Source organism: Bacillus cereus group sp. BfR-BA-01349 (assembly GCF_022663795.1).
GTDB lineage: Bacteria > Bacillota > Bacilli > Bacillales > Bacillaceae_G > Bacillus_A > Bacillus_A cereus.
Window position 1 is genome coordinate 48,064 of the sequence record NZ_JAKUGE010000031.1, and the last position, 12,678, is coordinate 60,741.

Genomic DNA, 12,678 nt, shown 5'->3' on the forward strand with positions numbered 1-12,678 from the left:
AAGAAGGCTGAAAGGGGACAAATTTCAGCGGAGAAAGAGGTAGAGGTAGTGAAGAAATTCTTTGTAGGATTTTTAGTTGTTCTTGGAGTATATTTATATTTCCAAGGAAAGTCTGAAGGAATGGATAAGCTAGTGAATGGAACAAGCTATGTTGATTCAGAAGAAGCAAAACAGATGAAACAAATCATTATAGAGGAAGCGAAGAAAGTAAATCTTCCGGAATGGATACCTCTTGCAATTGCCGAGCATGAAAGTCGATTAAATCCAAGAAGTGTTGGAGATAATGGAACTTCATTTGGATTGTTTCAACTACACCGCGGCGGCGGGCTTGCACCAGAACATTTAACTGATGATGAGCTGAAAGATCCACGTACAAATGCGCAAATTGCAATGCCGCATTTAATGAAAGGATATAAGCGTGGGGTGCAAAAAGGTTTGACTGATTTTGCATTACTGAAATATATAGCGAATACATCTGGATGGCCAGGGAATTTAGGGCCAGAGTGGACGGATAATAACATGAAGTATAACATCGGACTAGAAGATGTGTACTATCGAAATAAAGGTGTAATTAAAGAGTAGGTTTTCTATACCTACTCTGTTTTTTTATGAATAATTTCATCCTTTTCTTTCGTGAAATACTGCGTGAGTTGTATTTTCACCTCTTCTAGTTTTGTAGAAACTTGCGGTATTTTATATCCTACATACAATGGTGAAACGACAAATCTAGGTACAACTTTACAAATGATTTTTCCATTTAAGTAATAGAAGAATAAGTTATAACTACTGCATCCTTTATGGAAATCTATCAGTATGTAACGTACAGTTTGCTGAATGTAATTTGCCATTTCATCTATATATGAAATATTATCAATGATTATATTGAATTCAGTGAAGCCAATAATGGGATGCTCTGAAATATTAAGCTCAATGCGTTCATTTTTTTGAACAATTACCCCTTGGAAATTTTCTTCTTCAATATTTTCAAGATAATTTACATATTTCATTCCGATAATTTGCATGTGTGCATGATGCAAACTTCCACCTGAAAATGGACCGTGATTTTTGTATAAAATTACAGATGCAAATTCTTCGTTCTTCTGTAAGTGTAACTAATGTTGAATAGAAAATTGCATTAATTTTCGCATATGTTCTTCTGTATATGTTGCGATATGATTTTCGCAATTATCCGTTTCAATCAGCACCGTTTGAAATGTATCTTGTAATGTAGGAAATTTATTTTTTAACCAAATAATAGAACCATCAGTTGCTAAAATATCCGTTAAATGTTCTTTATCGCAAAATGGACATGCAGCGCTTCTATTCCGAATACTTTCTGGTTTTTGTTTACCGATATCGTTTAAAAAATATAGTTGTTGTGTATCCATTTGTATATATGCCCCTTTAAAATATGTGTAAAAATCCCGCTTAATACATTCGGGAAAAGGAGAAGGAAATCCTCTAAAGACAATATGGAAAAAATAAAAGACAAGATATCCTCATTACGATAGGGTACCTTGTCTTTTATTTTTTCTCTAATAGTGTGTATGGATAATATAGAACATTTTCATTATTTTTCTTTTTTCTATTTTTTATTGTGTATAAAGTAATTGCTGTGCTTGCAATTATAATAATGGCTTTCTTCATATTCATATACCCCTTTTTATTGTTGGTTTAATTCTTGGCTAACTGCTTTTGCATCGACTAAAGCGTGTAAAATCATTTTCACCATGTTCATCATATTTCTTCACTCCTTTTTATAGTTCATTTAATTCTTTTACAACTGCTTGTCCGTTCACTAATACCTCAAAGATTGCTTTTACGATTTCTTTCATCATGTTTGTTTCCTCCTTGTGTTTGTCTCTCTTGTTTTACATCTTTATTGTATAGGGAGGCATCTTTTCGTACTATCGCTTTCCATTACGTGAACATAACAGTTTTGTAAGATTTGATGTCACTTATTGAAATGTTTAGTCTATCTTCATTATTTTCAGAAAAATGACTATTCAAACATGAAATTGGAAAGTATAATAAAGAAGTAAGTATTAAATTCCGTACGAAAGGGGTGCATGAGATGAAACGTTCTTTAGCTGCGCGTGCCAAATTTTTAGATTTTATCTATTTTTGTCGTGCGATTTTTCATGATGTAGTTGTTAACGGGATACGTATGCCCTTTTTTAACAATTGCATAGTGACTATTGAACGATAGAAATCTCTTCACCCATTTTTAATAAACGTGTGAAAAGGGAGCTATTTGGCTTCCTTTTTCTATGCCGAAAACCATGGGGAATGTTTCTTTCTCATGGTTTTTTATATTGAAAGGAGTACGGAAAATGACTATTTGTAGTGTAAATAATGTAACGAAATCTTTTGGTGGAAACATCATATTTGAAAATATATCGCTTGAAATAAAGAATGGTGAACGTGTTGGGTTAGTTGGTCGTAACGGTAGTGGGAAGACAACAATCTTTGGGCTTCTAACGGGAATGGAGAGTTTGGATGCAGGAGCCATTCATATGAAGAAAGGTACACGTATTGGTCATGTCGCACAAATTCCGAAGTTTGATGAGGCCATGACTGTATATGATGTATTGAGTTCCGCTTTTAAAGTAGAAAAGGAATTAGAAAAAGAAATGCATGCTCTAGAAAAAAATATGGCGGAGGAGCAGGAACAATCTGCTTTGCAAAAGCTAATGGAGAGGTACGGAGTAATTCAAGAAAAATTTGCATTTCTCGGTGGTTATGAAATAGAGGCAAATATAATGAAGGTAGCAAATGGCTTACAAGTCACAAACTTATTTCCAAGAGTATTTACGGAATTAAGTGGAGGAGAACAGACGAAAATAAGCCTTGCATATATGCTATTGCAGAAACCAGATTTACTTCTATTAGATGAACCAACAAATCATTTAGATTTGTTTGCAGTTGAATGGTTAGAGAAGTTTTTAAAAGAATATACTGGAACAGTTATGGTTATTTCACACGATCGCTATTTCCTTGATGAAGTTGTAAAGAAAATTTTGGATTTGGAAGATGGAGAGATTCACGTGTACCATACGAATTATTCTCAGTTCGTTGAGGAGAAGGAAGAAAGGTTACTTCAAGAGTTTCAAGCTTATCAAGAGCAGCAAAAGAAAATAAAGAAAATGAAAGAAGCAATTAAGCGCCTACGTGAATGGGCAAATCAAGCGAATCCTCCGAATGAAGGATTGCATAAAAGAGCGAGGAATATGGAACGTGCGTTAGAGCGTATAGAGAAATTAAAGAGGCCGATTTTAGAAAGAAAACAGATGGGTCTTCAGTTTGAAGGGCAAGAGAGAAGCGGAAAAGATGTTGTTGTAATGAAAGAAGTGAGTAAAGGTTTTGCTGGCCGACCTTTATTTGAACAAGCGAATTTACATGTTCGTTTTCAAGAGCGTGCTGCTATCGTTGGTCGTAATGGTACAGGAAAGACTACATTATTAAAACTACTATTAGAAGAAATAAATCCAGACGTTGGTGAAATTCGCATTGGTAGTAGTGTCAAAATTGGTTATTTATCACAGCATACGTATGGAAATGTGAAGAGTAATGTATTGGAAGCGTTTAGAGAGTATGTGGCTGTAACAGAAGGAGAAGCAAGACATATATTAGCTAAGTTTTTATTTTATGGTCCATCGGTGTTTAAGAAAGTAACACAACTGAGCGGTGGAGAAAAAATGAGATTAAGACTTGCGCAACTTATGTATCAAGACATCAATTTTCTAATTTTAGATGAGCCGACAAACCATCTTGATATTGAATCAAGGGAAGTTTTAGAGGAAGCCCTTGAGCAATATAACGGGACGATTTTAGCTGTTTCACACGATCGATATTTTTTAAATAAGTTATTTGAAAAGACGTACTGGATTGATAGATGCAAATTATTTGAGTTTGCAGGAAATTATGCATGGGCTCGTCAAAAGTGGGAGGAAAAGCTTGAGAAGCAAGTAATAAAGCAGAAACGCCAAGGGAGAAAAAGTGTTGAAACGGTTCCTGTAAAAGAGAAAGAAGCTAGGAATCTTGAAGAGATTGAAAATGAGTTAATGCATGTAGAAGAAGATATATATGCAATAGAATGTGGAATGGAACATGTAGCTAATGTTGAAAAACTTGAAAAATTATATGAGGAAAAAACGAAGAAAGAGTTGTTACGAGCAGATTTATATAATGAATTAGAGAATATTGTGGAGTAATGAGTAGAAAGCCACTTCCTTTCAGTTTTGCTGGAGGAAGTGGCTTTCTTCATAATGATATTTTACTTTAAAGGTTAAATGAAGCGATGTGTTTCACGTGAAACAGTAACTTAGATAAATCCATTTTCCTCAATTTGCATAGTTTGTGAAACATATGAAAATGATAAGGTGAAAAATAAATGTCATTAGTGGTTTTTCGATAGGAGTAATTACAAAAACAAAGGCTAATTATTTCCCGAGAGATAAAGTGAGGGCTTTTACGGGCACCCCGACCCTGACCTAACTTCTTTTGCTTTCGCTGAATTTTGAGGTGGGGGTCTTACTGCACGGCAAATAGCGGGATAAATATGTGTAACAGAGACTAGTGAATGAAAACAAAAAGAGAGCAAAGTTACAGCTTTACGCGCTGAACTCTGCTCTCTTTTTGCGTGGCATCTTCTCTCGTTGAAATTATAATAGCGATCCCGAGCATGATAAAAAAAGCTAAAAAGAGGACGAACTTTGGGAAGAACGGGAATAGTAATAGCGCTCCGACTATCATAATTGTTAATAATACGTAGTGCAGGACGTATTGGAATAGGTTGTCCATATTTTCGCCCCCTTTTTGGTAATTGGTTATTAGTATTCTATGTTTCATGCTGAACGAATAGAAGTGAATTTTTAATTTTTTTATAAGAAATAAAAGAGAGCGATTGAAGAGTTTATTTCAACAAGTAAACGAAATTATGATGGATATTATAATCAGAAAGTAGATGAATTAGCTAAGCAAGCATTAGAAACGTTGGATATTGAAAAGCGAAAGGAAATTTATAAAAAATTATATCAAGAGTTAAGCGAAGCCCCGCCTGTAATCTTCTTGAATAATAGCAAAATGGTGTCTACACATCATGCACGAATTCAAGGATTATAAGAAGGTGACTATAACGGAGTTTTATTAAGTTTACCTAAATTAAAGATAGAATAATAATTTTAAAAAAATTCTTGAAATATTTATTTAGAAAGAATTGACAAAATATAACTGAAGATATAAGCTAATAACCATAAAGTCTACCGGAAAGGTCGGAATAAGATTGTTACCCCTCAAAAACATCTATTTTTTTACGATTAAAACCGACTTTTCCGATTGGCTATAAAATGTTGCTGTGGGAGGCATACATAAGGCAAGCAGTTCATAAGGTTTAATTATTAAAAAAAGAAAAGTTAGGGTGGGGACAATGAAGAAAAAGACAAAAAATGGGCTGGTGTATTTTCGGTATTACTGAGTAGTTCGCTTGTGTTATCTGCTTGTGGGGGACAGGAGGATGCGGCTTCTACAGAGCCGGTTAAACAGCAGGATTTAAAAAGTGTGAAAATTGAAAAGATTGCTGCGACAGATAAAACGAAAGTGCCAGACAAAGCGAAGAATAGAAAAGATACGTTAGTAGTTGGTATTAGTAAGCCAGGCGGCGTATTTTTACCATACTTTCAACAAAATGGTTGGGATGGAAACGTAACTTCAGTTATTTTTGCATCTCTCGTATCAACCGATAAACAAGGGAAACCAATTCCAGAATTAGCTGAGAAGTGGGACGTTTCTTCTGATCAGTTAACATATACATTCCATTTACGTAAAGATTTGAAATTTAGTGATGGATCGCCATTAACGGCGGATGATGTAGCTTTCACATTGACGCTTTTACATGATAAGGCATATGAAGGTGAAGTAGATATCTCTCAATATGCCGTTAAAGGTGGTAAAGAATATAAAGAAGGAAAAGCAACTTCAATTGAAGGTATTCAAGTTGTTGATTAACAAACAATTAAAATTACAACTGAAAAAGTGAATTCACAAGCTATATTTGTTTTAGGAGGTACAGTACTATCAAAAGCTTATTATGGAAAAGATTATAAGCAAAATACAAGCTTAGATTACTTAAAAGATTTATATGGAAAGCCATTAGCTGCGGGTCTATATAAATTTGAAAAGTATATTCCAGGTCAAGAAGTTCGTTTTGTAGCAAACGAAAATTATTATGCGGGTAAACCAAAAATTCAAAACTTTATTTATAAAATTACTTCTGGTGATACGAAGCTTCAGTTATTCCAAACAGGAGAAGTTGACCATACTGGCTTAGGTACCGGTGATGAGGTTCTTGAACAGGCTAAGGCTTTAGAATTCGCAAATATCCAAATCGAAACAGCGCCGTCATTTAGTTATATTTATATGAATAATAATAAGCCTTACTTAAAGGATAAAAAGGTTCGCCAAGCACTTATTTACGGATTAGACCGCAAAAAATATGTTGATACAGCGTTAAAAGGATACGGTACAGTAGCCAATGTACCAATTCATCCAACTTCTTGGGCTTATACGGAAGAAGGAGTTAATAAATACGAATACGATAAAGAAAAAGCGAAAAAATTATTAGATGAAGCAGGGTGGAAAGTTGGTTCGGATGGAATTCGTGAAAAAGATGGTCAAAAATTAAAACTTTCTTATTTCGGTCCAAGTTCGGCTAAAGATAGTGATTTATTAATTCCGATTGCGAAAGAGAATTATAAAGAAATAGGTGTAGAGTTTAATCCTGAATTTATGGACTTTAATACGATGCTTTCTAAGGTAAACAAAGGAGATTATGATTTAGCTTCTGTTTCGACACCGATTACAAGTGACCCGAGTGAAACAGCTGGTGAATATTTGTCTACTGCAAATGAAACTAGTCTTGGTTATAAGAATGCAAAAGTAGATGAGCTAATTCAAAAAGGTATTGAAACTGTAGATATCGAAAAGCGTAAACCTATTTATAAAGAATTGTATAAAGAATTAAGTGATGATCCACCAGTAATTCTATTAAACTACCGTAGAACAATTACTGGTTATAACGGGAATATAAAAGGAATTGATCCTGAAAAGTACAACAGTATTAGTGCAAACTTACCGGTATTATCATTTGAAAAATAACGATAAGAATGTATAAGTAGAAGACATTTTTTCATTCGGTTAGTAATGTGCCGCTTTGAAAAAATGTTCTTCTATTTTAAGCATAAGATTGGAGAGAAAAAGGGTGAAAACATATATTGTTCGTAGGTTGTTACAAATGATTCCTACACTGCTTGGTACATCAATTATTATCTTCGTCCTGTTCGCACTTCTTCCTGGGGATTATATTGATTCAAACCCGAAAATTACACCGGAAAGAGCAGCTGAACTGAGGGAATTATATGGGTTGAACAAACCGATTGTTGAGCGTTATTTTCATTGGTTAGGTAATGCATTGCAAGGGGACTTTGGCTTCTCGCTTCAATATCAAGAGCCTGTAACGTCATTATTAAATAAATTTATTTGGAATTCTTTTAGTGTAGCAATTATTGCATTGTTTTTTATTTGGCTAATTGCACTTATTATCGGTGTATTCTCGGCGACGAAACAACATTCTTTATTCGATAAACTTGTAACAATCAGTGTTTTTGCAGCAATGTCATTCCCTTCATTCTTTATCGGCTTGTTTTTAATTAAGGTGTTTGCGGTTGACTTTAAGTTATTACCGATAGGTGGAATGATTGATGTTGGCAGTAATTCAACAGGATTTGCTTACGTGATAGAAGTTGCAAAACATATGATTTTACCAGTATTTATTTTGACACTTCTTGGGGTCGGCTCGCTAACTCGGTATTTTAGAACAAGTATGTTAGAGGTTGTAAGACAAGATTACATACGAACAGCAAGAGCGAAAGGTTTGAAGGAGAAGACGGTTATTTATAAGCATGCATTAAAAAATGCAATATTACCAGCAATTACGTTATTAGCATTTGAATTACCGGGATTGTTTTCTGGGGCAATTATTATTGAACAAATTTTTAACTGGCCAGGGATTGGTAATATTCAATTAGAAGCATTAAATTTCCGTGACTATACAGTATTGATGGCATTTACGATGTTTCTTTCTTGTTTAACAATCGTTTCAAACTTTTTAGCAGATATCGTATATGCAGTTGTTGATCCAAGAATTCGGTTGAAGTAAGGGGGGAAAGAAATGGAGACTGTTACAGTAATTACAGAAAAAAAAGAAAAAAAGAGCAGAAGCGAATCATCACCATGGCGACAAGCTTTTAAAAAGATAAAGAAAAATAAGATGGCACTTGTAGGGTTTTATGCATTAATTTTTATGTTTTTATTTTGTTTTATCGGTCCGTTCTTTTCTCCATATGCATCAGGGAAAATACAAGTTGCGCTCATTAACAAACCACCTAGTGTTTCTCATTGGCTTGGTACAGATCAATTAGGAAGAGATATTTTAACAAGGCTTATGCAAGCGGGACGTATTTCATTAACCATTGGTTTAGCTTCAATGGTTTTATCGGTTATACTTGGAGCTTTATTAGGAGCGATTGCAGGTTTTTATCGTGGGATTGTGGACAATATTATTATGCGGCTTGCAGATATTTTAATGTCAATGCCAGGATTACCGTTACTTATTATAATGGGTGCGATTTTATCAGAGTGGAAAGTACCGTCTGATTATCGTTTGTATGTCATTATGATTATTTTAAGTCTAGTAGGTTGGCCAGGGCTTGCACGCCTTGTAAGAGGGCAAATTTTATCACTTAGGGAGCAAGCATTTATGCAAGCTGCGGATGTGTTAGGAATAAAAGATTACCGGAAAATTATATATCACTTAATACCTAATGTTTTACCCATTTTAATTGTTGTATCCACATTAGGTGTTGCAGGTTCTATTTTGGGAGAATCCGCACTAAGTTACTTAGGCCTCGGAGTCGTTCCACCTACACCATCATGGGGGAACATGATTAGCGCAGCTAACTCATTAATCGATTTCCAAAAGCGTCCATGGTTATGGATTCCGCCCGGTTTTGCAATCTTTATAACAGTTGTATCAATTAATTTACTTGGTGATGCACTTCGTGATGCGTTAGATCCAAAGATGAGACGGTAGGTGAGAAGATATGAGTAAAGCGGTAGTAGAGCTGAAAGACTTACAAACACATTTTCAAACTGACGAGGGGACAGTAAAGGCTGTGAACCATGTTAGCTTTGCGGTTCGAGAAGGGGAAACAGTTTGTGTAGTAGGAGAATCAGGTTGCGGGAAGAGTGTAACAGCTTTATCTATTATGGGGCTTATTGCTGAATCAGGCAGTGTAGTGGGTGGAGACATTTTATATGAAGGAAAAAGTCTTTTAGGAATGAAAGAGAAAGAACTTCGTAGTTTACGAGGTAATGATATTGCAATGATTTTCCAAGAACCAATGACATCGCTAAACCCCGTCTTCACTGTAGGAGAGCAAATTGTAGAAACGTTAAGGGAGCATGAATTACTTAGTAAAAATGAAGCATATAAGAAGGCAATTGAGTTAATTCGTAAAGTTGGCATAGCCCGCGCTGATGAAATCGCCCATTCTTATCCGCATGAACTGAGCGGCGGGATGTTACAACGTATTATGATTGCTGTTGCACTTAGTTGTAATCCTAAGTTATTAATTGCGGATGAACCAACAACAGCTCTTGATGTTACCATTCAGGCTCAAATATTGGATCTACTAAGACAAGTGAAAGAAGAATTTAAAACGTCGATTTTATTAATTACACATGACTTAGGTGTCGTAGCGGAAATGGCTGATTATGTTGTCGTTATGTATGGCGGGAAAGTTATTGAAGAAGCTCCAGTACTAGAGATATTCCAAAATCCAAAACATCCTTATACGAAAGGATTATTGAAATCAAAACCAGTAATGGGAAAACGAATAGATAAACTATATTCTATTCCAGGGCAAGTTCCGAATTTAGTTGGTTTAGGTGAGTTTTGCTACTTTAGTGGGCGTTGTGAGCATTGTATGGAAATATGTGAAAAAGAAGCTCCAAATCTAAATGTAAATGATGAAAATCATAAAGTAGCTTGCTGGTTATATGAGGAGCGTGCGGAACAATGAGTGAACCATTATTAGAGGTAAAAAACCTAAAGACATATTTTCCAATCAAGGGTGGCGTATTTAGTAGAACAATTGGGCATGTAAAAGCAGTTGATGGAGTAAGTTTTACTATTAATAAAGGTGAAGTGTTTGGTCTCGTTGGCGAATCAGGGAGCGGAAAAACAACAATAGGAAAAACAATTTTACGCCTCGTTCAAAAAACGGAGGGAGAAGTGAAGTTTAAAGGGAAAGATGTTCATTCTTTATCCAAGGATGAATTAAGAAAACATCGCCCTAATATGCAGCTCGTTTTCCAAGATCCATTTAGTTCATTAAATCCGAGAATGAGAATTGGAGAAGCGCTTGGAGAGCCAATGTTGGCCCACGGATTAGCGACGAAAGAAAATGTTCGTGAAAAGGTAATTGAAGTATTGGAGTTATGTGGATTAGCTCCTTATCATATTGACCGGTATCCCCATGAGTTTTCTGGTGGACAACGTCAGCGTATCGTAATCGCAAGAGCTATGGTATTAAATCCAGAATTCATTGTAGCTGATGAACCTGTGGCGGCACTAGATGTATCTATCCAAGCACAAATTATTAATTTATTTAGTGAGTTACAGGAGAAAAAGGGATTATCTTATTTATTTATTTCGCATGATTTAAGTGTAGTAGAACATTTATGTACGAAAATCGGAATTATGTATTTAGGTACGATTGTGGAGACAGCACCGCGTGATGAGTTATTTACCAATCCGCTACATCCTTATACGAAAGCATTGTTATCAGCTGTTCCAATACCAGATCCAACAGTGAAGCGAGAGCGAATTATACTAGAAGGGGATATTCCAAGTCCAGCAAATCCACCTTCGGGCTGTCGTTTTCATACACGTTGCCCATTTGCAACGGATGTTTGTAAAAAAACAGTACCAGAATTCCGTAATGTTGGTGCAGAGCATTTTGTTGCTTGTCATCACGTATAAAAAAGGGACTCTTTCAGAGATTGAAAGAGTCCTTTTTTTATATACTAGATGAAGCTTGTTTCAATACAAATTGCTCGATTGCGTGAGCAACACCATGTTCATTGTTTGTTAGTGTTACAACATCACATAGCTTTTTTACATCTTCTTCAGCGTTGCCCATTGCAACAGATAAGCCTGCTACTTCTAACATTGGTACATCATTAAAATTATCACCAATAGCAACTGTATCTTCAATAGGGATATTAAAATGAGCTGCCATCTGCTGTATCCCGTTTCCTTTATGTCCATTCCTATCCATAATTTCTAAGTTAGTAGGAGCCGATGCTGTAACCATAATATCAGCATCTTCTTGTAATATACTTAATAGCTGTGCGCGATGCGCTGCATTAAACGTTAAAATGAAGAATTTAGATATTTCTAGTTCTTGGTTATTCACAACATCTTCTATTTTTTTGAAATCAGTAATTAGGTTCGATTTCTTTTGCTTTTCTGTAATTCGTTCAAGTTCCTCTAATGTAACATCAAGCGCATGCTTATTTTCTTCGAATGCTTGCATCACTTGATCTTGCCATGTATATGGAGAATAAACTCCTTTATTCGTATATAGCTTATATGGGAAACCTTCAGATTCTAGTAATTTTGCAAGTTTGTATACTTTGTCGTTTTGTATACAACGCGAGTTAATTACTTTTCCATCCACATAAACAATAGCCCCATTGCTTGCTCCGACTGGAAGAGATAATTTATATTCTTCCAATAGCTTTAAAGCATCCTCTTTCGCACGACCAGAACAGATCATTACAATATGACCGGCTTCTTGTGCAGTTTGGATTGCTTGTAGGTTTTCTTTGGAGATTTCAAGATTAGATGATAGTAGTGTACCATCCATATCTAATGCGATTAATTTCAAAATGACCACCTCTTTGTTTTTATTATACATAGTTATATAGAGGAAACATATAAACTTATCTTGGAAAGACGGTATTTTATCTCATATTAAAAGTAAGTAAAGATTAGATAGGTTTAGTGGCACTAAATAAACAATTTGTAACAAAAATAGAGAGGAATATGACTACATTTCACTTTATGACTGTAATGTTACACGGATGTTACAAACGTGAACTTAGTGAAAAACGCATTAAATAAAGGTTTTTGAGGGTTGTTATAAAAAAACGTAAAAAAAGTGTAATAAATTTTACGTAATTATATTGCAACGTAATAATAGTTATGTTACATTAATGTTACAAACGTTACGTTATCAAATTTAATGTAACGTTAACATAAAAACTATGAAATAAACATTTCTTAGAAATTACATATAGATAACTTATAAAAAGGGAGGATAAATGATATGAAAGAGCAAGTATTACAAGTAACAAAAGGTGACTTCGTAGGATCAGCAAGTGGAGCGGTAGTATTAACAGCGTTAATCGTATTTCTATCAAGCGTATTAGTATAATAGAAGCTTTGTAACAAAAGAAAAAAAGGAGGATAAATGATATGAAAGAGCAAGTATTACAAGTAACAAAAGGTGACTTCGTAGGATCAGCAAGTGGAGCGGTAGTATTAACAGCGTT

12 protein-coding genes and 3 pseudogenes are annotated in these 12,678 nt (G+C 34.9%); 11 read left to right on the forward strand and 4 right to left on the reverse strand.

Features of this window, described 5'->3' with window-relative positions; all coding sequences use genetic code 11:
* Positions 1 to 48: 48 nt before the first annotated feature.
* Positions 49 to 582, forward strand: a complete 534-nt coding sequence (locus MR169_RS17675) for a transglycosylase SLT domain-containing protein (RefSeq protein WP_000713249.1) — start codon at positions 49 to 51, stop codon at positions 580 to 582.
* An 11-nt stretch (positions 583 to 593) separates the two neighbouring features.
* On the opposite strand, the pseudogene MR169_RS17680 reads toward MR169_RS17675, so the two are convergent.
* Together MR169_RS17680 and MR169_RS17685 are read right to left on the reverse strand one after the other, a co-directional pair.
* Positions 594 to 1,388: pseudogene (locus tag MR169_RS17680) on the reverse strand (DUF4931 domain-containing protein).
* A gap of 136 nt (positions 1,389 to 1,524) precedes the next feature.
* The gene (locus tag MR169_RS17685) at positions 1,525 to 1,653 is read right to left on the reverse strand and encodes a hypothetical protein (protein WP_001998915.1); all 129 of its coding nucleotides are present in this window, start codon (positions 1,651 to 1,653) and stop codon (positions 1,525 to 1,527) included.
* Positions 1,654 to 2,074: 421 nt separating this feature from the next.
* On the opposite strand from MR169_RS17685, the gene MR169_RS28265 reads away from it, so the two are divergent.
* The gene (locus MR169_RS28265) at positions 2,075 to 2,209 is read left to right on the forward strand and encodes an RAxF-45 family protein (RefSeq protein ID WP_000830643.1); all 135 of its coding nucleotides are present in this window, start codon (positions 2,075 to 2,077) and stop codon (positions 2,207 to 2,209) included.
* Positions 2,210 to 2,333: 124 nt separating this feature from the next.
* Complete coding sequence (gene abc-f, locus MR169_RS17695; RefSeq protein WP_242319765.1) at positions 2,334 to 4,214, forward strand: ribosomal protection-like ABC-F family protein; 1,881 nt, start codon at positions 2,334 to 2,336, stop codon at positions 4,212 to 4,214.
* 391 nt (positions 4,215 to 4,605) lie between these two features.
* Here abc-f and MR169_RS17700 read toward each other — a convergent pair whose 3' ends face one another.
* A complete protein-coding gene (locus MR169_RS17700) occupies positions 4,606 to 4,803 on the reverse strand; it encodes a hypothetical protein (protein ID WP_000369254.1) in 198 nt (65 codons plus the stop codon).
* Between the two features lie 102 nt (positions 4,804 to 4,905).
* Between MR169_RS17700 and MR169_RS17705 the strand changes: the two are divergent.
* The 6 genes and pseudogenes from MR169_RS17705 to MR169_RS17730 all read left to right on the forward strand — a co-directional run.
* Positions 4,906 to 5,124 (forward strand): annotated as a pseudogene (locus MR169_RS17705) (ABC transporter substrate-binding protein); the annotation flags it as partial.
* A 363-nt stretch (positions 5,125 to 5,487) separates the two neighbouring features.
* Positions 5,488 to 7,155 (forward strand): annotated as a pseudogene (locus tag MR169_RS17710) (ABC transporter substrate-binding protein).
* Between the two features lie 103 nt (positions 7,156 to 7,258).
* The gene (locus tag MR169_RS17715) at positions 7,259 to 8,215 is read left to right on the forward strand and encodes an ABC transporter permease (RefSeq protein ID WP_242319766.1); all 957 of its coding nucleotides are present in this window, start codon (positions 7,259 to 7,261) and stop codon (positions 8,213 to 8,215) included.
* Between the two features lie 12 nt (positions 8,216 to 8,227).
* Complete coding sequence (gene opp4C / locus MR169_RS17720; RefSeq protein ID WP_000451080.1) at positions 8,228 to 9,148, forward strand: oligopeptide ABC transporter permease; 921 nt, start codon at positions 8,228 to 8,230, stop codon at positions 9,146 to 9,148.
* A gap of 10 nt (positions 9,149 to 9,158) precedes the next feature.
* The gene (locus MR169_RS17725) at positions 9,159 to 10,139 is read left to right on the forward strand and encodes an ABC transporter ATP-binding protein (RefSeq protein ID WP_242319767.1); all 981 of its coding nucleotides are present in this window, start codon (positions 9,159 to 9,161) and stop codon (positions 10,137 to 10,139) included.
* Positions 10,136 to 11,101: an ABC transporter ATP-binding protein gene (locus tag MR169_RS17730; protein ID WP_001294519.1), complete on the forward strand. Its 966-nt coding sequence runs from the start codon at positions 10,136 to 10,138 to the stop codon at positions 11,099 to 11,101. The genes MR169_RS17725 and MR169_RS17730 overlap by 4 nt, the downstream gene beginning before the upstream one ends.
* A 37-nt stretch (positions 11,102 to 11,138) precedes the next feature.
* Here the strand turns inward: MR169_RS17730 and MR169_RS17735 are convergent, their stop codons facing one another.
* Positions 11,139 to 12,011, reverse strand: a complete 873-nt coding sequence (locus tag MR169_RS17735; protein ID WP_000766423.1) for a Cof-type HAD-IIB family hydrolase — start codon at positions 12,009 to 12,011, stop codon at positions 11,139 to 11,141.
* Positions 12,012 to 12,452: 441 nt separating this feature from the next.
* Here MR169_RS17735 and MR169_RS17740 point away from each other — a divergent pair, with 441 nt between their 5' ends.
* A complete protein-coding gene (locus tag MR169_RS17740) occupies positions 12,453 to 12,560 on the forward strand; it encodes a DUF3948 family protein (RefSeq protein ID WP_000664237.1) in 108 nt (35 codons plus the stop codon).
* Positions 12,561 to 12,601: 41 nt separating this feature from the next.
* Positions 12,602 to 12,678 (forward strand): DUF3948 family protein (locus tag MR169_RS17745; RefSeq protein WP_002101907.1); only part of this gene is annotated, 77 nt, incomplete at its 3' end.

Coding starts and splice junctions, on each gene's coding strand:
- MR169_RS17685 (WP_001998915.1), bottom strand. CDS start 1,653: ATGAATATGAAGAAAGCCATTATTATAATTGCAAGCACAGCAATTACT.
- MR169_RS28265 (WP_000830643.1), top strand. CDS start 2,075: ATGAAACGTTCTTTAGCTGCGCGTGCCAAATTTTTAGATTTTATCTAT.
- abc-f (WP_242319765.1), top strand. CDS start 2,334: ATGACTATTTGTAGTGTAAATAATGTAACGAAATCTTTTGGTGGAAAC.
- MR169_RS17700 (WP_000369254.1), bottom strand. CDS start 4,803: ATGGACAACCTATTCCAATACGTCCTGCACTACGTATTATTAACAATT.
- opp4C (WP_000451080.1), top strand. CDS start 8,228: ATGGAGACTGTTACAGTAATTACAGAAAAAAAAGAAAAAAAGAGCAGA.
- MR169_RS17725 (WP_242319767.1), top strand. CDS start 9,159: ATGAGTAAAGCGGTAGTAGAGCTGAAAGACTTACAAACACATTTTCAA.
- MR169_RS17730 (WP_001294519.1), top strand. CDS start 10,136: ATGAGTGAACCATTATTAGAGGTAAAAAACCTAAAGACATATTTTCCA.
- MR169_RS17740 (WP_000664237.1), top strand. CDS start 12,453: ATGAAAGAGCAAGTATTACAAGTAACAAAAGGTGACTTCGTAGGATCA.